The sequence below is a fragment of the Nonlabens sp. genome (genome assembly GCF_965660805.1).
GTDB lineage: Bacteria > Bacteroidota > Bacteroidia > Flavobacteriales > Flavobacteriaceae > Nonlabens.
Genome location: NZ_CBFIBE010000032.1, coordinates 1 through 22,636 on the forward strand (window position 1 = coordinate 1; position 22,636 = coordinate 22,636).

General features: G+C 37.6%; 19 protein-coding genes, 5 tRNA genes and 1 pseudogene. 1 reads left to right on the plus strand and 24 read right to left on the minus strand.

The annotated features are described in order from the left end of the window. Positions 1-768, plus strand: a pseudogene (gene prfC, locus ACTF48_RS08390) (peptide chain release factor 3); the annotation flags it as partial. A 570-nt stretch (positions 769-1,338) separates the two neighbouring features. On the opposite strand, the gene ACTF48_RS08395 reads toward prfC, so the two are convergent. The 24 genes from ACTF48_RS08395 to ACTF48_RS08510 form a co-directional block, all read right to left on the minus strand. Next, complete coding sequence (locus ACTF48_RS08395; RefSeq protein WP_438962710.1) at positions 1,339-1,644, minus strand: DUF3467 domain-containing protein; 306 nt, start codon at positions 1,642-1,644, stop codon at positions 1,339-1,341. Between the two features lie 2 nt (positions 1,645-1,646). Then, entirely contained in the window at positions 1,647-5,954 is a 4,308-nt protein-coding gene (rpoC, locus tag ACTF48_RS08400) for a DNA-directed RNA polymerase subunit beta' (protein WP_438962711.1), read from the minus strand. A gap of 87 nt (positions 5,955-6,041) precedes the next feature. Continuing rightward, on the minus strand, positions 6,042-9,854 hold the full coding sequence (rpoB, locus tag ACTF48_RS08405) for a DNA-directed RNA polymerase subunit beta (protein WP_438962712.1): 3,813 nt from the start codon (positions 9,852-9,854) through the stop codon (positions 6,042-6,044). Positions 9,855-9,977: 123 nt separating this feature from the next. Continuing rightward, entirely contained in the window at positions 9,978-10,355 is a 378-nt protein-coding gene (gene rplL / locus ACTF48_RS08410) for a 50S ribosomal protein L7/L12 (protein WP_438962713.1), read from the minus strand. 52 nt (positions 10,356-10,407) lie between these two features. Further along, the gene (gene rplJ / locus ACTF48_RS08415) at positions 10,408-10,920 is read right to left on the minus strand and encodes a 50S ribosomal protein L10 (RefSeq protein ID WP_438962714.1); all 513 of its coding nucleotides are present in this window, start codon (positions 10,918-10,920) and stop codon (positions 10,408-10,410) included. Between the two features lie 12 nt (positions 10,921-10,932). After that, on the minus strand, positions 10,933-11,631 hold the full coding sequence (gene rplA, locus ACTF48_RS08420) for a 50S ribosomal protein L1 (protein WP_438962715.1): 699 nt from the start codon (positions 11,629-11,631) through the stop codon (positions 10,933-10,935). 12 nt (positions 11,632-11,643) lie between these two features. Next, a complete protein-coding gene (rplK, locus tag ACTF48_RS08425; RefSeq protein WP_438962716.1) occupies positions 11,644-12,084 on the minus strand; it encodes a 50S ribosomal protein L11 in 441 nt (146 codons plus the stop codon). A 69-nt stretch (positions 12,085-12,153) separates the two neighbouring features. Next, positions 12,154-12,711 (minus strand): transcription termination/antitermination protein NusG, encoded by a 558-nt coding sequence (nusG, locus tag ACTF48_RS08430; RefSeq protein ID WP_438962717.1) that lies wholly within the window; start codon positions 12,709-12,711, stop codon positions 12,154-12,156. 9 nt (positions 12,712-12,720) lie between these two features. Beyond that, positions 12,721-12,915, minus strand: a complete 195-nt coding sequence (gene secE, locus ACTF48_RS08435; RefSeq protein WP_438962727.1) for a preprotein translocase subunit SecE — start codon at positions 12,913-12,915, stop codon at positions 12,721-12,723. A gap of 64 nt (positions 12,916-12,979) precedes the next feature. Next, positions 12,980-13,052: transfer RNA gene (locus ACTF48_RS08440), tRNA-Trp, on the minus strand. A gap of 84 nt (positions 13,053-13,136) precedes the next feature. Then, positions 13,137-14,324, minus strand: a complete 1,188-nt coding sequence (tuf, locus tag ACTF48_RS08445; protein ID WP_438962718.1) for an elongation factor Tu — start codon at positions 14,322-14,324, stop codon at positions 13,137-13,139. A gap of 107 nt (positions 14,325-14,431) precedes the next feature. After that, positions 14,432-14,503 (minus strand) — tRNA-Thr (locus tag ACTF48_RS08450). A 77-nt stretch (positions 14,504-14,580) separates the two neighbouring features. Next, positions 14,581-14,653: transfer RNA gene (locus tag ACTF48_RS08455), tRNA-Gly, on the minus strand. Between the two features lie 70 nt (positions 14,654-14,723). After that, positions 14,724-14,804, minus strand: a tRNA-Tyr gene (locus ACTF48_RS08460). A 31-nt stretch (positions 14,805-14,835) separates the two neighbouring features. Further along, positions 14,836-14,909 (minus strand) — tRNA-Thr (locus tag ACTF48_RS08465). 98 nt (positions 14,910-15,007) lie between these two features. Continuing rightward, the gene (gene hpf / locus ACTF48_RS08470) at positions 15,008-15,307 is read right to left on the minus strand and encodes a ribosome hibernation-promoting factor, HPF/YfiA family (protein ID WP_438962719.1); all 300 of its coding nucleotides are present in this window, start codon (positions 15,305-15,307) and stop codon (positions 15,008-15,010) included. Between the two features lie 16 nt (positions 15,308-15,323). Next, positions 15,324-16,211: a tyrosine-type recombinase/integrase gene (locus ACTF48_RS08475; protein WP_438962720.1), complete on the minus strand. Its 888-nt coding sequence runs from the start codon at positions 16,209-16,211 to the stop codon at positions 15,324-15,326. 66 nt (positions 16,212-16,277) lie between these two features. Further along, positions 16,278-16,472, minus strand: coding sequence for a 30S ribosomal protein S21 (rpsU, locus tag ACTF48_RS08480; protein ID WP_015362693.1), 195 nt, complete (start codon positions 16,470-16,472; stop codon positions 16,278-16,280). Positions 16,473-16,576: 104 nt separating this feature from the next. Further along, positions 16,577-17,746 carry an acyl-CoA dehydrogenase family protein gene (locus ACTF48_RS08485; RefSeq protein WP_438962721.1) on the minus strand — a complete coding sequence of 390 codons (1,170 nt, stop codon included), beginning with the start codon at positions 17,744-17,746 and terminating at the stop codon, positions 16,577-16,579. Positions 17,747-17,768: 22 nt separating this feature from the next. Then, positions 17,769-18,602, minus strand: coding sequence for a helix-hairpin-helix domain-containing protein (locus ACTF48_RS08490; RefSeq protein ID WP_438962722.1), 834 nt, complete (start codon positions 18,600-18,602; stop codon positions 17,769-17,771). 33 nt (positions 18,603-18,635) lie between these two features. Continuing rightward, positions 18,636-20,264: an alanine/glycine:cation symporter family protein gene (locus ACTF48_RS08495; RefSeq protein ID WP_438962723.1), complete on the minus strand. Its 1,629-nt coding sequence runs from the start codon at positions 20,262-20,264 to the stop codon at positions 18,636-18,638. A 74-nt stretch (positions 20,265-20,338) separates the two neighbouring features. Continuing rightward, positions 20,339-21,349, minus strand: coding sequence for a potassium channel family protein (locus tag ACTF48_RS08500; protein WP_438962724.1), 1,011 nt, complete (start codon positions 21,347-21,349; stop codon positions 20,339-20,341). Positions 21,350-21,361: 12 nt separating this feature from the next. After that, a complete protein-coding gene (locus ACTF48_RS08505; protein WP_438962725.1) occupies positions 21,362-21,589 on the minus strand; it encodes a PspC domain-containing protein in 228 nt (75 codons plus the stop codon). A gap of 40 nt (positions 21,590-21,629) precedes the next feature. Further along, positions 21,630-22,636, minus strand: a 1,007-nt coding sequence (locus ACTF48_RS08510; protein ID WP_438962726.1) for a DUF2851 family protein, incomplete at its 5' end; no start/stop codon positions are given.

Genomic DNA, 22,636 nt, shown 5'->3' on the forward strand with positions numbered 1-22,636 from the left:
CCATCTCCCAGACCAAAAAAGGCAGAAGAACGAGTGGTACATCCAGAAGAAAAAGATTTAAGCGGTTTTGTATTCAAGATTCATGCAAATATGGACCCCAAACACAGAGATAGACTCGCTTTTATAAAAATAGTAAGTGGCACATTTGAACGCAATACACCCTACCACCATGTGCGCTTGAATAAAAAAATGAAGTTTTCTAGTCCTAATGCTTTTTTTGCAGAGAAAAAAGAAATCGTAGATATCTCCTATCCGGGAGACATAGTAGGACTCCATGATACCGGTAATTTTAAAATAGGAGACACTTTAACCGGTGGCGCAGCGCTACATTTTAAAGGAATCCCATCCTTCTCACCAGAGCATTTTAGATATATCAATAATGCTGACCCTATGAAGTCTAAACAGCTCGCAAAAGGAATAGACCAGCTCATGGATGAAGGTGTTGCTCAATTATTTACCCTAGAATTAAATGGCAGGAAAGTCATAGGTACCGTAGGTGCTTTACAGTTTGAAGTGATCCAGTACCGCCTGGAACACGAGTATGGCGCAACTTGCTCTTATGAAAACCTCAATGTATTTAAAGCTTGCTGGGTCGCTACAGATGACCTTAAAAGCGCTGAGTTTTTAGATTTTTGCAGGGTAAAAGCAAAGTTTCTTGCCAAAGATAAGCAAGGACAACTGGTATTTCTAGCAGACTCTTCCTTCTCACTACAAATGACGCAACAGAAATATCCTAGTCTTACCTTTCATTTTGTGAGTGAATTTTAGGGGTAGTTGATTAGTCTTTGAGTTCGTTAGTCTTTGAGTTTGGACACCTCTCCTCTTATCCTCTCCGATGGAGAGGACGGTACATTATTGGTTCTTTTTAGTATTTGGGGTTATTACCACGCCATTACTAATCACATCTGCAACCACTGCGATGAACCACAGCGCCACGCAAGAAGGGTGCGGTCTCTGTGGATTAAATTGTGACTGTGAACCGTAAAAGCCTCTTATCCTCTCCGATGGAGAGGACGGTACATGGTTGATTCTTTTTAGTATTTGGGGTTATATCAAATAGAATTTATTTTAACGATATTATAAACACAGATTGGTATTAATTTTATAGTCGTGTCTGGCTAATACCAAAAACAAATTGGTATCAAAACAGAGAAACTAAATTTAAGTCGTTTTAAGACACTTAAACCCACAACACCTTAGAAAGGTGTTCGTAAAAGATAAAGCGGTTTAAAATCATACTTTAAACAACTACATTTCAAAACAAGTATAATTAATATCTGTGGAATATATAATTGAAATAAGAAAGCCTGATGATTAATCATCAGGCTTCTGTTTTTATTAAGCTTGTCCCGTAGGGCCAAAATTTAGTGGCATGGGTGGTTGATCATTTTCTTTAATCTTACCATGAGCATTTTCAAATTTCTTGACATTATCAGCCAAGGCTTTTGCGAGACGTTTAGCATGCTGTGGGGTTAATATGATCCTGGATTTCACCTTACTTTTAGGGTTTCCGGGCATGATATTCACAAAGTCTACCACAAACTCAGAAACAGAGTGATTAATAATAGCTAGGTTGCTGTACTGCCCTTCAGCAACATCTGCATCTATTTCTATATTAATATTACCTTTTTGTTCCTGTGCCATAACTAGTTCAAATTAACTGCTGGTTCTTCCTTTTGAGAAGCTAATCTCTCAAACTCTTCTTTAGAACCTACTATAATATCCTCGTAGTTTCTCATACCAGTTCCTGCTGGAATACGGTGTCCTACGATAACATTTTCTTTAAGACCTTCTAAAGAATCTACTTTTCCACTTACTGCTGCCTCATTAAGAACCTTAGTAGTTTCTTGGAAAGATGCTGCACTAATAAATGATTTAGTCTGTAGGGAAGCTCTAGTAATACCTTGAAGAACTGGCTCTGCAGTAGCAGGAACCACATCTCTTGCTACAACAAGGGCTTGATCCTCTCTACGTAAAAGAGAGTTCTCATCTCTTAATTGTCTAGAAGAGATCAACTGACCTAGTTTAAGAGTTTGGGAATCTCCCGCATCTTCTACTACTTTCATACCGTATAATTTATCATTTTCAACGATAAAATCTTCGGTATGAATTAATTGATTCTCTAAGAACACACCATCACCTGGATCTACGATTCTTACTTTACGCATCATTTGACGTACCACTACTTCAAAGTGCTTATCATTAATTTTCACACCTTGTAAACGATACACCTCTTGAACCTCATTAACTAAGTATTGCTGTACTGCACTAGGTCCTTTAATGGCAAGGATATCTTTAGGTGTAATTGAACCATCAGATAAAGGCATACCAGCTCTTACATAATCATTTTCTTGAACAAGAATTTGATTAGAAAGTTTCACTAAGTACTTCTTAACTTCATCAGTTTTAGAAGTCACCACGATTTCACGATTACCACGCTTAATCTTACCAAATGCAACAACACCATCGATCTCACTTACCACAGCAGGGTTAGAAGGATTACGAGCTTCAAATAACTCAGTAACTCGTGGTAAACCTCCTGTAATATCACCAGCTTTAGCAGATTTACGAGGAATCTTAACTAATACCTTACCTATCTTAATTTTTTCAGCATCATTCACCATTAAATGGGAACCTACTGGAAGGTTATAAGATATAACATTTTCACCTTTGCTGTCTACAATATGAAGTGTAGGGATTAATTTCTTATCTCTTGAATCAGAAATTACTTTTTCTTCATAACCCGTCTGCTCATCAGTCTCAACCTGGAAGGTTGTTCCTTGAATGATATTTTCAAACTTGATTTTACCAGCAAACTCAGATATAATAACACCGTTAAATGGATCCCATTTAGCAAGTACATCTCCTTTTTTCACTTTAGAACCAGCTGTCGCATACAGTTCAGAACCATAAGGAATGTTATTAGAATTCAATAACATCTTAGTTGAGGCATGTAATACCTTAGCCTCAGCAGTTCTAGAGATCACCACATTTACTGGATTACCAGTGTTATCTTCACTCTTAACGACTTTAAGGTCTTCTATTTCTAAAATACCATCATGCTTTGCAACAATGGTGTTCTCCTGGGAAACGTTACCAGCTACACCACCTACGTGGAACGTACGTAATGTTAACTGTGTTCCTGGTTCACCAATAGATTGAGCCGCTATAACTCCTACCGCTTCACCACGCATTACCAGTTTATTTGTAGCAAGGTTACGACCGTAACACTTCACACAAATACCTTTCCTTGCCTCACAAGTTAAAGGAGAGCGCACTTCAACAGACTCAAGGTCTGATGCTTCAATAACCTCAGCTACAGCTTCAGTAATTAATTCTCCTGCCTCAACAATCACTTCTTGAGTTGCAGGGTCTATCACATCATGAAGAGCTACTCGACCTAGCACACGTGCACTAAGTTTTTCCATAACCTCTTCATTCTTCTTTAATGCAGAAACATCTATACCTCTTAAGGTTTCACAATCTTCCACATTTACTATTACATCCTGTGCCACATCATGTAAACGTCTTGTAAGGTAACCAGCATCGGCAGTTTTAAGAGCCGTATCTGCAAGTCCTTTACGCGCACCGTGAGTAGAAATAAAGTACTCAAGAATTGATAATCCTTCTTTAAAGTTAGAAAGAATAGGGTTTTCAATAATGGCACCACCACCATCATTAGATTTTTTAGGCTTAGCCATTAATCCACGCATACCCGTTAACTGACGTATTTGCTCTTTAGATCCACGAGCTCCAGAATCAAGCATCATAAACACAGAGTTGAAACCTTGGTTATCTTCTCTAATGTTTTTCATAGCTAGTTCAGTAAGCTCAGCATTTGTAGCTGTCCATACATCAATAACCTGGTTATACCTTTCATTTTGAGTAATAAGACCCATACCATAGTTGCCACGTATAGCGTCTACTTTAGTATTTGCAGCATCAATCATAGATTGCTTTTCTGCTGGAATCATAATATCTCCTAATGAGAATGATAATCCACCACGGAAGGCAAAACCATAACCCATGTCTTTAATCTCATCAAGTAAAGCAGCAGTTCTAGGAACATCTGTTACTTTTAAGATATCACCTATAATATCACGAAGTGCCTTTTTAGTAAGTACTTCATTTATAAATCCTGCCTCATCTGGCACCGCTTGATTAAATATCACACGACCAGCTGTAGTTTCAATAACCTCTGCTTTATAAGAACCATCTTCTTGAAGAAGATTAATTCTACATTTTACAGGCGCATTAATATCTACCTGCTTTTCATTAAAGGCTATTACTAGTTCTTCAGGACCATAGAAAGTTAACCCTTCACCCATCACTTTATGTTCAGGTGTAGAACGACGTAGTTTAGTCATATAGTAAAGACCCAAGACCATATCCTGAGATGGTACAGCAATAGGGCTACCATTTGCTGGGTTCAAGATATTATGAGAAGCAAGCATCAATAACTGACACTCTAGAATAGCCTCTGGACCTAATGGAAGGTGCACGGCCATTTGATCTCCATCAAAATCTGCGTTAAAGGCAGTACACACTAATGGGTGTAACTGGATCGCTTTACCTTCTATTAACTTAGGTTGAAACGCTTGTATACCTAGTCTGTGAAGAGTAGGCGCACGGTTTAACATAACTGGATGTCCTTTAAGAACGTTTTCCAAGATATCCCAAACCACAGGTTCTTTTTTATCAATAATTTTCTTTGCAGACTTCACCGTCTTTACAATTCCGCGCTCAATAAGCTTGCGTATTACAAAAGGCTTATAAAGCTCTGCAGCCATGTCCTTAGGAAGACCACACTCATATAATTTAAGTTCTGGTCCTACAACGATCACGGAACGAGCAGAATAATCCACACGTTTACCTAGTAAGTTCTGACGGAAACGCCCCTGTTTACCCTTTAAGGAATCAGAAAGAGATTTAAGTGGTCTGTTAGAATCTGTTTTAACAGCACTTGACTTTCTTGTGTTATCTAGTAAAGAATCTACAGACTCCTGCAGCATACGTTTCTCGTTACGCAAGATTACCTCTGGAGCTTTAATCTCCATTAACCTTTTTAAACGGTTGTTACGTATAATAACACGACGGTAAAGATCATTTAAATCTGATGTTGCAAAACGCCCACCATCAAGTGGCACAAGAGGTCTTAATTCTGGCGGTATTACAGGCACCACCTTCATAATCATCCACTCTGCTTTATTTTCTCTTAACTCGTTAGATTCTTTAAGAGCCTCTACAACTTGTAAACGCTTTAAAGCTTCAGTTTTACGTTGCTTAGAGGTTTCATTATTTGCCTTATGACGCAATTCATAAGATAAACTCTCTAAATCGATGCGCTGTAGTAAATCTATAAGACACTCAGCACCCATTTTTGCGATAAACTTATTAGGGTCAGAATCTTCAAGATATAAATTCTCTTGAGGAAGTGAATCTAAAATATTAAGATACTCTTCTTCTGTAAGGAAATCTAAATTTTGAACAGGTTCTCCATCTTCATTTTTTGCGATACCTGGTTGTATTACTACGTAGCGCTCGTAATAAATAATCATATCTAGCTTCTTAGATGGAAGCCCTAATAGATATCCTATTTTATTAGGAAGACTACGGAAATACCAAATGTGAGCCACAGGCACCACTAGATTAATATGTCCTATACGGTCACGACGTACTTTCTTTTCTGTCACCTCTACACCACATCGATCACAGACTATTCCTTTATAACGTATGCGCTTGTATTTTCCACAGGCACATTCATAATCCTTTACAGGACCAAAAATGCGCTCACAAAAAAGACCGTCACGCTCTGGTTTATGCGTACGATAGTTAATCGTCTCTGGTTTCAACACCTCACCTTTAGACTCTGCGAGAATAGATTCTGGTGATGCAAGACCGATTGAAATTTTTGAAAATTTCTTCTGGGTTGGGGCGTCTTTATATCTAGCCATAATTATGGTACTATTTTTAGTTAAAGCTGGTGGTTTTTATGGTTCCGCTTTCGCGAAAGCGCGAACACAACAACCACCGTTAAAAAATTAATCCTCGAGTCTTAAATCTAATCCTAGACCTTTCAACTCGTGCATTAATACATTAAATGATTCTGGAAGACCAGGTTCTGGCATAGGCTCACCTTTTACGATAGCCTCATAAGTCTTAGCACGTCCTATAACGTCATCAGACTTAACTGTTAAGATCTCACGCAGTGTACTAGAAGCTCCATAAGCCTCAAGTGCCCATACTTCCATCTCTCCAAAACGCTGACCTCCAAATTGTGCTTTACCACCGAGTGGCTGCTGAGTAATCAACGAGTATGGACCGATAGAACGCGCGTGCATCTTATCATCTACCATGTGACCTAATTTCAACATGTAAATCACACCTACTGTTGCAGGCTGGTCAAAACGGTCTCCTGTTCCACCATCATGTAAATAAGTATGACCGAAACGTGGAATTCCTGCCTCATCTGTATAAGCATTAATCTGATCTAGAGTTGCTCCATCAAAAATAGGTGTAGCAAAAGTTTTTCCTAACTTCTGTCCTGCCCATCCTAAAACGGTTTCATAGATCTGACCAATGTTCATACGAGAAGGTACCCCAAGTGGATTCAATACGATATCTACTGGTGTTCCATCTTCAAGGAATGGCATATCTTCCTGACGTACAATACGAGCTACAATACCTTTGTTACCGTGACGACCTGCCATTTTATCTCCTACTTTAAGTTTACGCTTTTTAGCGATGTAAACTTTAGCTAGTTTAATAATACCTGCAGGAAGTTCATCTCCTACAGAGATGGTAAATTTCTCACGGCGCAATGACCCTTGAAGATCATTTTCTTTAATTTTATAATTATGTAGTAAGTCTGCGATCATCTCGTTAGTATCCTTACTTGTAGTCCAAGTTCCAGAAACTAAGTGCGTGTAATCATCTACAGAGTGTAACATCTTAAGTGTGTATTTCTTTCCTTTAGGAAGAACTTCTTCTCCTAAATCGTTAAATACACCTTGTGAAGTTTTACCACTTACTATTTCAAATAATTTTTCAATAAGACGCTCTTGAAGATTATCAAATTTAGATTGATAAGCTTGTTCAAGCTTTGCGATATCTTCTTTATCCTGAGCTCTCTTTCTCTTATCCTTAACGGCTCTAGAGAAAAGTTTCTTATCTATTACAACTCCTCTTAATGATGGAGAGGCTTTAAGAGATGCATCTTTTACATCTCCTGCTTTATCTCCAAAGATAGCACGGAGCAGTTTCTCCTCAGGTGTAGGATCTGATTCTCCTTTAGGAGTAATTTTACCTATTAATATGTCACCAGGAACAACCTCTGCACCGATACGTATCATACCTTGCTCATCAAGATCAGCCGTAGCCTCTTCTGATACGTTAGGAATATCTGGTGTTAACTCTTCATTACCTAGTTTAGTATCTCTAACATCTAGTGAGTACTCATCTACGTGAATAGAAGTAAAGATATCTTCACGTACTACTTTTTCAGAGATTACGATCGCATCCTCAAAGTTGTACCCTTTCCATGGCATAAATGCTACTTTCATGTTACGCCCTAGTGCTAATTCTCCAGCCTCAGTCGCATAACCTTGACAAAGAACCTGACCTCTATTAACACGATCACCTTTTTTAACAATAGGTTTAAGTGTAATACTGGTACCTTGATTCGTTTTACGGAATTTAATAAGGTTATATGATGTTTCTTCTGGGTCAAAACTGATCATTTTTTCACGATCAGTTCTATCATACTTAATACTGATGCGTTGTGCATCTACATAAGTCACCTCTCCATCACCTTCAGCATTAATAAGTACACGTGAGTCTGTAGCTACTTGTCTCTCAAGACCCGTTCCTACGATAGGAGCATCTACTCTTAACAATGGTACTGCTTGACGCATCATGTTAGATCCCATCAGTGCACGGTTTGCATCATCATGTTCCAAGAATGGAATTAATGAAGCAGATATAGAGGCAATCTGGTTAGGAGCAACATCAGCATAAGCAACATCAGCAGGATCTATCACAGGGAAGTCACCTTCCATACGTGCAATAACTTTATCCTGAGCTATCTTACCTTTTTTATCAAGAGGTAAGTTAGCCTGAGCAATGTGCATTCCTTCTTCTTCTTCGGCACTCAAATAGGTAGGCTCTTCTTCTAAGTTTACAGCTCCATTTTTAACGCTTCTATATGGCGTTTCAATGAATCCCATACTATTTACCTTAGCAAAAACAGCTAAAGAAGAGATCAGACCAATATTAGGACCTTCAGGCGTTTCAATAGGACATAACCTTCCATAGTGCGTATAGTGAACATCTCGCACCTCAAAACCAGCTCTTTCACGAGAAAGACCACCAGGTCCTAGGGCTGATAAACGTCGCTTATGAGTAATCTCAGCCAGTGGATTAGTTTGATCCATGAACTGTGATAACTGGTTCGTTCCAAAGAAAGAGTTAATTACAGAAGACAAGGTCTTTGCATTAATCAAATCAATAGGAGTAAAAACTTCATTATCTCTTACGTTCATGCGCTCACGGATAGTACGCGCCATACGAGCAAGACCTACACCAAATTGTGAAGAAAGCTGTTCACCAACTGTTCTTACACGACGGTTCGATAAGTGATCTATATCATCAATCTCTGCTTTTGAGTTAATTAACTCAATTAAGTACTTAATGATGGTAATGATATCCTCCTTAGTAAGCACTTGCTTATCCATTGCGATATCAAGACCTAATTTCTTATTCATTCTATAACGACCTACTTCACCTAGGTTATAGCGTTGATCTGAGAAGAATAATTTATCAATAATACCACGCGCTGTTTCCTCATCTGGCGGCTCAGCATTACGTAGTTGTCTATATATGTGTTCTACTGCCTCCTTTTCAGAGTTAGTAGGATCCTTTTGTAATGTATTATGAATTATAGCATAATCTGCAGACTGATTATCTTCTTTATGAAGTAAAATCGTTTTTGCTTGAGACTCTAAAATCTCTTCAATATGCTCTTTTTCTAGAACCGTATCACGATCAAGAACGATCTCATTACGTTCAATGGATACCACTTCACCTGTATCTTCATCTACAAAATCTTCGTGCCAAGTTCTAAGAACACGCGCAGCGAGTTTACGCCCTAAGTACTTTTTAAGTCCTGTTTTAGAAGCTTTAACTTCCTCTGCAAGATCAAAAATCCCAAGGATATCTTTATCTCTTTCAAACCCGATAGCACGGAAAAGAGTAGTTACAGGTAATTTTTTCTTACGATCGATATAAGCGTACATTACACTATTAATATCTGTCGCAAATTCTATCCATGATCCTTTAAAAGGAATAACACGAGCAGAATAAAGTTTAGTTCCATTTGCATGGAAAGACTGACCAAAGAAAACTCCAGGTGAACGATGTAGTTGAGAAACCACAACTCGCTCAGCACCATTGATTACAAAAGTTCCTGAAGGTGTCATATAAGGGATAGTCCCTAAGTAAACATCTTGAACTATTGTCTCAAAGTCTTCATGCTCTGGGTCAGTACAGTATAGTTTAAGTCGTGACTTTAAAGGCACGCTATATGTTAGTCCTCTTTCTATACATTCCTGAATAGAATATCTAGGAGGATCTACGAAGTAATCCAGAAACTCAAGAACAAATTGATTGCGAGTATCTGTGATAGGAAAGTTTTCCATGAAGGTATTATATAAACCTTCTACTTCTCTTTTATCAGATTTTGTTTCAAGTTGAAAGAAATCCTGAAAAGATTTAATTTGGATATCTAACAGATCTGGATAATCTGCTTTAGTTGTTACCGTTGAAAAATTAATTCTCTCTGTGTTTGTTGCCAGCATCAATGCACGGTATTAAGGGTTAAAAAAAGCGTTATTAATGACGTCTCATCTTTATACGCAAAATGGTCTAAACCTGTGAGCCTCGCTCACAGGTCTAAACCGATAATGTTTAGCTAAGAAGAATTACTTCAACTCAACCTCAGCACCAGCTTCTTCTAGCTGTGCTTTAAGGGCTTCTGCCTCGTCTTTAGACACACCTTCCTTGATAGGAGACGGAGCGTTATCAACTAGGTCTTTTGCATCTTTAAGTCCAGCACCTGTAAGTTCTTTTACAAGTTTAACAACTGCTAACTTAGCACCACCTGGAGCCTTAAGGATAACATCAAATTCAGTTTGCTCATCACCACCTGCGGCATCACCACCTGCGGCTGGACCAGCCATTGCAACAGCTGCAGCTGCTGGCTCAATACCATACTCCTCTTTAAGTATGTCTGCTAGTTCATTTACTTCTTTTACAGTTAAGTTTACTAACTGCTCTGCGAAATCTTTTAAATCTGCCATTTTTCTATCGTTTAATAAAATTTATAAATAATTGTTTGCGTACTCGTTACTACTATCTTTCAGATAGGGTTTTAATTAGACCTGCTATAGTTCCTCCACTTGATTTAAGTGCTGAAACAACATTCTTAGCAGGAGACTGAAGAAGTCCAATAACTTCACCAATCATTTCTTCCTTAGACTTGATGTTACTCAATTCTTCAAATCGATCACCTACATAAATTGCTTCTTCAATGTAAGCACCTTTAAGGATAGGCTTTTCAGATTTCTTTCTAAATGTTTGAATTACTTTTGCCGGAGCATTTGCAACCTCAGACATCATAATAGAGGTATTCCCTTTTAACAATTCTGGCAATTCGCCAAAATCCTTATCTGAAGCCTCCATCGCTTTTGAAAGCAATGTATTTTTAACTACAGAAAGGGAAACATTTGCTTTAAAGCAAGCCCTTCTTAAATTAGATGTTTCTGATGCATTTAAACCTGATATGTCTGCCAAATAGATCGTTGAATTGTTACTTAACGTAGCAGTCAAATCCTGTATAACATTTGCTTTTTGTTCTCTTGTCATGGTCTAGATTTTTTAGTCGTCTGCAAAACGTTTAGCATCAATAGCGATTCCAGGACTCATAGTACTGGACATAAATATACTTTTGATGTATACTCCTTTTGACGTTGTAGGTTTCAATTTAACTAAGGTGTTAATCAATTCTCTTGCGTTACCAGCAATTTTTTCAGCATCAAAAGACGCCTTACCGATAGCCGCATGTATTATACCAGTCTTATCAACTTTAAAGTCAATCTTACCAGCCTTCACATCAGAAACAGCCTTTGCGACATCCATAGTCACTGTTCCTGTCTTAGGGTTAGGCATTAATCCTCTAGGTCCTAATACACGACCTAATGGACCTAATTTACCCATTACACTAGGCATAGTGATGATCACATCAACATCTGTCCAGCCTCCTTTAATCTTATCTAAATATTCATCAAGACCTACAAAATCAGCTCCAGCTGCAGTTGCTTCTGCTTCCTTATCTGGAGTTACTAATGCAAGAACCTTAACGTCTTTACCTGTACCGTGAGGTAATGTAACTACACCTCTAACCATTTGGTTAGCTTTACGTGGATCTACATTTAATCTCACAGCAAGATCTACAGACGCATCAAACTTAACGTTTGTAACATCTTTCACCAATTTAGAAGCATCAGCAAGGGTATAGAATTGCGTGCTATCCACTTTTGCGTGAGCTTCTTTTTGTTTCTTTGTTAATTTTGCCATTGTTACCTTTTTTTAAGCAGGAGCTTCCCCACCTTTTACGTTAACACCCATCGATCTAGCAGTTCCAGCTACCATTCTCATAGCACTATCTACTGTAAATGCATTAAGGTCAGGCATCTTATCCTCAGCGATCAATCTGATTTGATCCCATGAAATAGTTCCTACTTTCTTACGATTTGGTTCTCCACTTCCACCTTTCAACTTAACTGCCTCAAGGATTTGAACTGCTGCAGGAGGTGTTTTAATGACAAAATCAAATGATTTGTCCTTATAAACCGTGATCGCTACTGGTAATACTTTACCAGGCTTATCCTGTGTTCTAGCATTAAACTGCTTACAGAACTCCATGATATTCACACCAGCTGCACCTAATGCAGGTCCTACAGGCGGAGATGGATTTGCTGCACCACCTCTAACTTGTAACTTTACAACCTTAGATACTTCTTTAGCCATTATTAAAAATTTTCAATTTATACGATAACCGCAAAGTGGAAGCCTTTTGGTCATCTAAAAACGCAACATTTATACTTTTTCTACTTGCATATAGCTCAACTCCAATGGAGTCTTACGACCAAATATTTTCACCATCACTTCAAGCTTACGCTTTTCCTCATTCACCTTTTCAATCGTACCATTAAAACCATTAAACGGACCATCTACAACCTTAATAGTTTCTCCCATTTTAAATGGTATTGCTATATTATCAACTTGCTCTGCTAGCTCATCAACTTTACCTAGCATTCTATTAACTTCACTTTTTCTCAATGGAACAGGATCTCCTCCTTTAGTTTCACCTAAGAAACCTATAACACCATTCACAGACTTAATAACATGAGGAACCTCACCTTCAAGCCTAGCCTGAACCATAATATAACCAGGGAAATATACTTTTTCCTTATTGATTTTCTTTCCGTCACGTATTTGAACCACTTTCTCAGTAGGTACTAATATTTGACTTAGGTAATCCTGTAAGTTATGGTGCGCAATTTCAGACTCAATATACTCCTTAATCTTGTTCTCCTGACCACTTACAGATCTTACCACATACCAATGCATCACTTCATTATTATCAACTGCCATAGCGTGGTTTTATCCTTTAATCCAAGAAAAATATTGCGTAATCACATTACTGAATGCCGAATCAATTCCCCAAATAATAAGGGCAAATATTACTGAAAAAACCGCTACAGTGACTGTTAACTTTTGCGCCTCGGCCCATGATGGCCAAGAAACATGGTTTGTCAATTCACTATACGACTCCTTTACATAACTCACTAATCCCATAATTAGAATACTATTATCGAGGAACATTCCTCATTTAAAATAACCTTGAGCAAACTCAACATTGCACGGGTTGAGAGGCTCGAACTCCCGACACCTGGTTTTGGAGACCAGTGCTCTACCAACTGAGCTAAACCCGTATTTACTAAGAAACAATTCTTAATAAAGGGAAAGTATCCTATCTAGAAAAGATAGGATACTTAAAATATTTTATTCTAGAAAAATTAATCTAAAATTTCAGTTACCTGACCTGCACCTACAGTTCTACCACCTTCACGGATCGCAAAACGAAGACCTAGGTTCAACGCGATAGGTTGAATTAAATCAACTGTAATAGTCAAGTTATCACCTGGCATTACCATCTCAACACCATCAGGTAAAGCGATGTTACCAGTTACATCAGTTGTTCGTACGTAAAACTGAGGACGGTAGTTATTATGGAATGGAGTGTGACGGCCACCTTCTTCTTTCTTAAGGATATAAACCTCAGCCTTAAACTTAGCGTGTGGAGTTACAGATCCAGGAGCAGTAATAACCATACCACGTGAGATTTGAGACTTCTCAATACCTCTCAAAAGGATACCAGCATTATCTCCAGCTTCTCCTCTATCAAGAATCTGACGGAACATTTCAATACCAGTAATAGTAGAAGTTAATTTCTCAGCCCCCATACCGATGATTTCAACAGGATCTCCAGTGTTAGCAACACCAGTCTCAATACGACCAGTTGCTACAGTTCCACGACCCGTAATAGAAAATACATCCTCGATAGGCATCAAGAAAGGCTTATCCATATCACGAACTGGCTCTTCAATCCATGCATCTACTGCTTCCATCAATTCTAAAACAGTGTTTACCCATTTTTCCTCACCGTTCAATGCACCAAGTGCAGAACCAGAAACAACAGGACCATTATCACCATCATATTCATAGAAAGAAAGTAAGTCACGAACTTCCATATCAACTAACTCAAGAAGCTCTTCATCATCTACCATATCCACTTTATTAAGGAATACAACAATACGAGGAATACCTACCTGACGACCTAAAAGAATGTGTTCACGCGTCTGTGGCATAGGACCATCAGTTGCAGCAACCACAAGAATAGCACCATCCATTTGAGCAGCACCAGTAACCATGTTTTTTACATAATCGGCGTGACCAGGACAATCTACGTGTGCATAGTGTCTGTTTTGAGTTTGATATTCTACGTGTGATGAGTTAATTGTAATACCACGCTCTTTTTCTTCAGGAGCGTTATCAATTTGATCAAAAGCAGATGCTTCTGAATAACCCTTGTCAGCCAAAACTTTTGTAATAGCAGCAGTAAGTGTAGTTTTTCCGTGGTCAACATGACCAATTGTTCCTACGTTTAGGTGGGGTTTCGAACGATCGTACGTTTCTTTAGCCATAATTTATAATCTTAATTTATATTAGTGTTCAATTCCAAATACCAACAAGGAAAACCAAATCAGCATATACTAGTACTGGCCTCAACTGGAGACCTTTTTTTCTTATGAGCCAATGACGAGATTTGAACTCGTGACCTCTTCCTTACCAAGGAAACGCTCTACCCCTGAGCTACACCGGCGGTTAAACCATTATAGTTTTAAGGAACAGAGTTGACCTTAAAAAATATGCGCTACTCGCACACTTCAAATACTTTAGAGCGAGAGACCGGGTTCGAACCGGCGACATTCAGCTTGGAAGGCTGACGCTCTACCAACTGAGCTACTCTCGCATTTTGAAACAAATAAATTGCTTACTGGTAATCAATATTTCAAATAATCTCAACTAGAGATCATATTTCGTGGGGAGAGCAGGATTCGAACCTGCGAAGGTTTCCCAACGGAGTTACAGTCCGTCCTCGTTGGCCGCTTGAGTATCTCCCCAATAAGTCAATGAAGACTTAATATTTTAAAGAGCCGATGGAGGGACTCGAACCCACGACCTGCTGATTACAAATCAGCTGCTCTAGCCAGCTGAGCTACATCGGCTTTTAACCATTTTCTACTTGCGTAAAAAACACCGCTATTTCTAACGGAGTGCAAATGTAAGCGTATTTTTTAATTTGCAAAATGTTTTTTAAAAAAAATTAATGTGAATTTTGTTTTTCTTTTCTTTTTTTCAACTGACGTTCTAAAGCGTCAGCACATTCATCGATACATTGCTCAAAAGATTTACAGGTTTTACTGGCCATTAAGTCCTCTCCAGGCACAAATAACCGCACCTCTATAATTTTATTTTCTGGTGCCGATGTTTTCTGAACTTTCAAATAAACATCAGCATTAATAATCTTACTGTAAAAATGCTCTAATTTATCTAGTCTTTCTTGAATGAATTCAATCAGTTTAACGTCTGCGTTAAAATTAACAGACTGTACATTTAGCTTCATAACCTTTCTATTTTAATTAATTTTTCTTTGATCGCGGATGCGCGCTTTTATAAACTCCTTTTAACATAGCCATACTAGAATGAGTGTAAACTTGGGTAGAAGCGAGACTGGAATGCCCTAATAACTCTTTAACCACATTTAGATCAGCTCCTTCATCGATAAGATGTGTTGCAAAAGAATGTCTTAGAATATGCGGACTCGTTTTTACCTTTTTAGATACGTTACTAAAGTACGATTTAATAATCCTATAAACAAGACCTGGATAGAGTTTAGCCCCTTTTTTAGTAAGAAAGAATTCATCACATCCACTCACGTTAAACTCAGCCCTTAATAAGATATACTCCTCCACGCGCCTTTCAACACTAGATAACATGGGTATTATGCGCTCTTTATTACGTTTACCTAGTACTTTAATAGTTTTACTAGAAACATTAAAATCATCTAACTTAAGGTTAATTAACTCAGCACGCCTTATTCCAGTAGCATAAAAAAGTTCAATGATCAATACATCTCTCAAACTTTCAAAATCACTTGAATCATAGTTTGAATTTAATATAGCCTCTACTTCGCTTTTAGAAAAAGGGATCTGAATCTTAGAAGACACTTTCAAACTCTTGTGCTGAGCTAGCGGATGATGATCTAATTGCTCTGTAATCAACAGGTACTTATAAAAACTCTTTACAGCTGCCATCTTACGATTAACCGTACGAGAAGACAGATGTTCATCAAGCAAAGCGCTCAACCAGGTCCTTATAAGTGGATAAGTAGCATCTTTAATTCCTAGACTGTACTCTTCTTGTAGATAATCTTCTAACTGCTGTAAATCTTTCTTATAAGCAATAACCGTGTGTTGAGAATATTTTTTCTCAAAACTTAAATAATCTAAATAGGAATTAAAGGACATAAAAAAAACGCTAGAAAGTAAAATTAAGAATTTTACCACTAGCGGTCTTTATTAATTTAAGAAATACTAGATATTCTCTGCATCTCTTAAGCCTTGTATGTAGGCTGCTTTGATATTTTGTGCACGCTTTGCAACAGACGGCTTAGTAAACTGCTGTCTTCTACGTAGCTCGCGCATTTTCCCTGTACGATCAAATTTTCTTTTGAAACGCTTTAGAGCTCTATCGATATTTTCTCCGTCTTTAACTGGTATTATTAACATAGTGTCATCACCTCCTTTCTTTGGGATGGCAAAAGTACATTTTTATTTATAAATAGAAGTTATTTTTTTTACGCTTTCGCGAAAGCGGCATAAAACAGCTCTAATTACTTTGCAGCAGGTTTATAATCTTTACCATCCATGACCATCTTAGCAATGATCTCTCGCATAATCTCACTAGTTCCACCACCTATAGGACCTAAACGACTATCGCGCCACATTCTAGCTAATGGATACTCTTCTATATAGCCGTAGCCGCCTAGATATTGTAAACATTTATAAATCACCTCATCGGCAATTTTTGTGGAGACTAGTTTAGACATGCTTGCCTCTTTTACTGGATACAATCCTTTATCAAGTTGCTCAGAAATGGAATAATTAAAGTTTTTTGCCATTTCTACCTCACTATACATGTCTGCCATACCGTGACGCAGTGCTTGAAACTTATCGATAGTGGTACCGAAGGCCGTGCGCTCTTTCATATATTGAGCTGTGTACTCAAGAGCATACTCTGCTCTAGCGTGAGCATTAATTCCCATAATTAAACGTTCAAGAGCAAAGTGCTGCATGATATAAGGAAAACCTTTTCCCTCTTCACCCATTAGATTCTCTGCTGGAATGCGCACGTTATCAAACCCTATCTCACCAGTATCACTTGCTCTCCATCCTAATTTATTGAGTTTAGTTGCACTTATTCCTGGTGTATCTCGATCCATAACAAAAATAGAAATCCCACGACCTTTTGCATCAGGATCTGTTTTTGCGGCAATGACAAGATAGTCGCTATACACTCCATTTGTGATAAAAGTTTTAGAACCGTTAATCACATAGTGGTCACCATCTTTTACAGCGGTAGTTCTCATGCCTGCCACATCACTACCACCGAAGGGTTCAGTAATCCCTAAACAACCTATCTTTTCTCCTGTAAGTGTAGGAACTAAATATTCTTGTTTAATACGCTCATCTCCTTCTTTTAGAAGATGCTGAGCTCCTAAAAAGGCTTGTACCCACATAGCGGCAGCAAAACCTCCAGAGTTAATACGTTGCATTTCTTCTAGAAAAATAACGGTATAAAAGAAGTCTAAATCTAAACCTCCATACTGTTCTGGATAATAAAGAGCAAAATATCCCATCTCGCCCATTTTCTGGAAAATCTCGCGGTCTATCTGACCGGTTTCTTCCCATCGCTCGATATGTGGTACTGCTTCTTTATTAAGAAAATCTCTAAAACTCTGTCTGAAGACGTTATGTTCTTCAGTAAAATATTTTGAATACATATAATGTAATTAAACTTGTGATTTAGTCGAGTGTCAAATATAGCTGAATTAGCTCTAATTTCTCTTCAGGAAACCTAGAGGTTAACACAACTTTATCCCAGTTTGCAAAGCCGTCACGTAAGGTGCGCTGTTTTATCAACTGATCCACTAAGTAGTCGTTAAAATATGGAATGGTTAACAGTTCATCCCTAGTTGCAGTGTTAAGCGCCATTTTCTGAAAACCCTTAGGTTTAGTGACGTAAAAGTGCTTTTTAACCTGTATCATTGTGGAGTCAGTAAGGCCATAAACTCCTCGTACTTGCTTGATATGAATAAAACCGTTGAGAAACTCACGCTCTTTTATAATTCTACCTGACAGCGCTGGCCCTATTCCATAAACCGCTTTTAACTCATCCTGACTTGCCGAATTGATATCTTTTGCCACCACTTTACGATCTTTAAAAGGGACAAAGGTTTTCTGCTTTTTAGGATTTGTAACCCATTCTGGAAACTTGAAGTATGGACTTATACTATCTAGCCATTGATCTGTTACTCCAGTTACTTTTTGAAAGTCTTGCTTTGAATTAATCCATTTATCGCTTTCGCGAAAGCGATGTAAACGAGCTAACTCCTCTTCACTTAATCCTAGTGCATAACCACGATAATCTGTGATATAGTTAGGATTAAACGGGTAGATTTTATTCCTCTTTTGAGAAGCTACTAACTTGAGTGAGTCTATTTGAGATTGAAATACACTTACATCTTCTACCACTAACTTTTCCAAAGGCCTCGTTACCGCATAAGCATAAACCGCAAAGGAAATGACGAGCAAAATAAGTAATACAAAAATCCCTCTTTGTTGTTTACGGTTAAACAAAAAGAGGGATTTGAAACTCATATCTAAAGTTGCTTAAACTTCATTACTTAAATCTTCAGCACCATCGTCTATGGCTTCTTTTTTTACTGAAATAGCTTTGTTATACTTATTTAATTCTTTCCTAACTACAGGAGTTAATAAAATAACACCTATAATATTAGGAACTACCATTGCAAATATCATAGCGTCTGAAAAGTCTATTACAGCTCCTAAACTTATAGAAGCACCTACTACTACAAATAAAAGGAACAATATCTTGTAAACCATATCTGTAATAGGTCCTCTACCAAAAAGGAACTTCCATCCTTGCATACCATAGTAAGACCAAGATATCATAGTAGAAAAGGCAAATAAGATTACCGCAATAGTTAATACAATAGAGAAATGTGGTATTACTGTGTCAAATGCTGTAGCTGTGATCTCCACACCTTCTTTTATTTCCACACCATACTCCATAAATCCACCATCAAAGTTTGTAATAATAATAACTAATGCAGTCATAGTACATATAATAACGGTATCTACAAAAGGCTCTAATAAAGCAACGATCCCTTCACTAGCTGGATACTTAGTACGCACTGCACTATGAGCAATGGCAGCACTACCTACACCAGCCTCATTTGAAAAAGCACCACGTCTTATCCCTTGAATCATAACACCTATAAAACCACCTAGTCCAGCCTCTGGTGAAAATGCACCACTAAAAATAGCTCCAAACGCATCATCAATAAGGCTAAAGTTTGCAAACAAGATAATCAATGATGCTAGAACGTAAATTCCAGCCATGAACGGCACAATCTTCTCAGTTACTGATGCAATTCTTTTAATCCCTCCTATAATTACAACAGCTACTAAAACCGCCATTACTATTCCAAAATACATTCCTGTATTATCACCAGTAAGTTCAAATAACTTAGTAAACTGTGCAGCTGCCTGATTAGCCTGAAACATATTACCGCCACCGAAAGAACCACCGATTACAAAGATTGCAAACAGCACAGCCAGCACTTTTCCTAAGCCACCAGCGCCTTTCTCTTTAAGACCTTTAGTTAAGTAATACATAGGACCTCCATAAACAGTTCCATCTTCTCCTACGTCACGGTACTTTACACCTAGTGTACATTCAGCAAATTTAGAAGCCATACCTAGTAAACCGGCAATAATCATCCAGAATGTAGCTCCAGGACCACCTATAGATAAGGCTACTGCAACTCCTGCGATATTCCCTAATCCTACTGTGGCAGACAAGGCTGCTGTTAATGCCTGAAAGTGAGAAACCTCACCATCAGCACTTTCATCTCTTATGGTTTCAAAAACATCACCACCAGGTGTTTGATCACCATAAAGCGCATCTACTCCATGTTTCTCAATATCTTCATACTTTCCTTGAACTACTCTTATGGCTTTTCTAAAACCGGTTACATTAATAAATTTAAAGTAAAAAGTGAAATAGATAGCTCCACCTATAAGTACAAAAAGAACCCAAGGTATTTTAACTGTATCTGTAAAAGGAATTTCATAAAAAATTAATTCAACAAACCATCCAGTCCAACTTTTAAATTTCTCATCGATTAGATCTGAAGTACTTCGTTCCTGCGCAAATGTCATTAACGGTAAAAGGAAGACCAGCATCGATAAACACACTTTGTAGATACGTTTCATTCTATTTTGATTTAATTTTTGGTTAAGTCAGCAAGATGCATAAAAATCTTGCCTTTTAAAAATTTTAAAGGGACTTATATGACCTCATTGTTAATTCTATAGACCTTTTGGAGGTTTTGGATTTGCTGAGTGTTTCCTACTACTATGATTTTAGAACCTTTAGTAAGCATCATTTTAGGGTCAGGATTTACAGTATAATCTCCTTCTGGAGATTTATACCCTATTATGGTACAACCCGTTATTTGTCTCAAGTTTAAATCTATTATGGAGCAGCCTCGATCATCATCAAACATTTGTTCAAAAGATACTTGCTCTAGATTTACTCCATCATCACCTCCATAACTTAGATTATCCCAGAACTCTACTAAGTCTGGACTTACAATAAGTGACGCCATGTGTTCTCCACCTATTTTATCAGGTAGTATGACATTATTTGCCCCAGCAAACTTTAACTTTTTATAACTCGTTTCTTCACTTGCACGTGAAATAATTTTTAACTCACTATTTAATTGACGAGCACTTAATACCGTAAAAAGGTTATCTGTATCATCAGGAAGTGCGGTTATTAAGGTGGCAGCTCTTTCTATTCCCGCTTTTAAGAGCACTTCATCTTCATTAGCATTTCCTCTTAAAAAAAGGTCTTCATCAAGATTACAATCATCTATAACCTGCTGGTCTTTTTCTATGATAATAAATTCCCTATGATAATCTATGAGCTTCTCAACAGCTTCTCTTCCATTGCGGCCATAGCCACAAACTATAATATGATTCTCCATGTGGTCTATATTCTTTTGTTTTCTTTTTTCTCTTAACTCTTTAATTGAAGTGCGAGATATTAAATATTCTGAAATCACCGTTACCGCATAACCTACTATAACCACACTACATAATATAAGGAAGATGATAAATAACTTTGCAGTATCTGAAGGCATCTCAACCTCTCTATAGCCTACAGTAGTAATAGTAATAACAGTCATGTAAAGCGCATCTACCCAAGACAGCTCCATGGTAATTTTAAACCCTACTACTCCTATTATTAAAATAGTTAATAGTAAAAATATAGCTACGGTAATTTTAGAACGCACTGGATATAACTTTTAAAGATCAAAAACAGAGTTGCGCTTTACATAAAGCATGTCTTTTATTTTTAACCAAAAAGCAATGATTAAATAAACCCCAAAACCAACTCCTAAGGTCGCAAACGTAAAGTAAATAAATGTTATGCGCACATTACGGGCACGCATACCTAAACGATCTGCTATACGGCTAGAGACATAAAAGCCATACTTCTCCATATAATGTCTTACACCTGTAACTATTCCCATGGGGTAAATTTAATCATTAGAGTTTAATATAGACACTTCACTAGGACTTATCTCGCAGCAAAGAAACGCCTATATCACAAGTTAAACATTTATTCACATCACAATAATGAGGCTTTAACTGTAAAACCGCTTGTGATTCTAGTGCGTTTTTAACTCCGCTTAACTTTTTAAAACCATCTACTATAGTATTAGACTCTGCCTTGAGAGCATACATAATTTCCAGTAGTTCTTCAGTTTTATCTTTTCCTGTGAACTGTGCATGTGTAAATTTTAATGGCACGATACAATTTATGATTACTAAATCTATAAAGGCTGGTGTGAGTGTCTTTTCTCTACACTTAGTCTCTTTATCAAACACGTGGTGCGTTTCCCAGTACTTAGAGGCTTTTACTTGAAATAATTCTTGAATTTCGTCTCGAGTTTTTGCCAGCAATATCGCTCCAAATAAATGCGGATTCCTATGATACAACATCGCTAGTTGTGATATACGTATGGTAGGATAATTTGCAGGTCGCAGCCTGAAAAACTTCATAGGTGTATGAGCAGGATGTAGTTGAAATTTTGCTTTCGCAAAAGCGTACTCTTCAACAAGCTGTGCATAATACCTATCATTTCTAGGCTCATCTAGCAATCCTGCCTGCCCTAATAAAACAGATTCTAGTTGAAATGCATCTTTTGCGAGTTTGCGCACCGTTGCAGAATCCATACTTTGAGAAAGTTGTTCAAAAGCATCACTGTTCACCTTAGTCCCAAAACTCCTGCTCAACAACTGGAAAAAAGTCGCTTCCCAATCATTTTGTGTTTTTTCTAAAATGGTTTTTATATAATCACTGCGTTTTTCTAGACGTTCAAAAAACAACTTTTCAAACCATTGTGCCTTTTTAAATTCATCAACTATGGTAAAGTCATTCTCACAATTAATAAACTGCTCATTCTTTATGGCAAACAGTTTTTGATAACGTTGCACCAGACTAGGAGCAACATATTTACTCACTTCCAGTACTGGAATAGGAACCTCATCACGTCTATTAATCTCTGCATCATGAA

What these genes read in the sequence shown, in the direction of transcription:
- ACTF48_RS08495 (WP_438962723.1), bottom strand. Translation starts at nt 20,264, where the DNA reads ATGAAACGTATCTACAAAGTGTGTTTATCGATGCTGGTCTTCCTTTTA.
- tuf (WP_438962718.1), bottom strand. Translation starts at nt 14,324, where the DNA reads ATGGCTAAAGAAACGTACGATCGTTCGAAACCCCACCTAAACGTAGGA.
- secE (WP_438962727.1), bottom strand. Translation starts at nt 12,915, where the DNA reads ATGGGATTAGTGAGTTATGTAAAGGAGTCGTATAGTGAATTGACAAAC.
- ACTF48_RS08505 (WP_438962725.1), bottom strand. Translation starts at nt 21,589, where the DNA reads ATGGGAATAGTTACAGGTGTAAGACATTATATGGAGAAGTATGGCTTT.
- ACTF48_RS08395 (WP_438962710.1), bottom strand. Translation starts at nt 1,644, where the DNA reads ATGGCACAGGAACAAAAAGGTAATATTAATATAGAAATAGATGCAGAT.
- rplL (WP_438962713.1), bottom strand. Translation starts at nt 10,355, where the DNA reads ATGGCAGATTTAAAAGATTTCGCAGAGCAGTTAGTAAACTTAACTGTA.
- rplK (WP_438962716.1), bottom strand. Translation starts at nt 12,084, where the DNA reads ATGGCTAAAGAAGTATCTAAGGTTGTAAAGTTACAAGTTAGAGGTGGT.
- rplJ (WP_438962714.1), bottom strand. Translation starts at nt 10,920, where the DNA reads ATGACAAGAGAACAAAAAGCAAATGTTATACAGGATTTGACTGCTACG.
- ACTF48_RS08475 (WP_438962720.1), bottom strand. Translation starts at nt 16,211, where the DNA reads ATGTCCTTTAATTCCTATTTAGATTATTTAAGTTTTGAGAAAAAATAT.
- ACTF48_RS08485 (WP_438962721.1), bottom strand. Translation starts at nt 17,746, where the DNA reads ATGTATTCAAAATATTTTACTGAAGAACATAACGTCTTCAGACAGAGT.
- rplA (WP_438962715.1), bottom strand. Translation starts at nt 11,631, where the DNA reads ATGGCAAAATTAACAAAGAAACAAAAAGAAGCTCACGCAAAAGTGGAT.
- rpsU (WP_015362693.1), bottom strand. Translation starts at nt 16,472, where the DNA reads ATGTTAATAATACCAGTTAAAGACGGAGAAAATATCGATAGAGCTCTA.
- rpoC (WP_438962711.1), bottom strand. Translation starts at nt 5,954, where the DNA reads ATGGCTAGATATAAAGACGCCCCAACCCAGAAGAAATTTTCAAAAATT.
- hpf (WP_438962719.1), bottom strand. Translation starts at nt 15,307, where the DNA reads ATGAAGCTAAATGTACAGTCTGTTAATTTTAACGCAGACGTTAAACTG.
- nusG (WP_438962717.1), bottom strand. Translation starts at nt 12,711, where the DNA reads ATGGCAGTTGATAATAATGAAGTGATGCATTGGTATGTGGTAAGATCT.
- rpoB (WP_438962712.1), bottom strand. Translation starts at nt 9,854, where the DNA reads ATGCTGGCAACAAACACAGAGAGAATTAATTTTTCAACGGTAACAACT.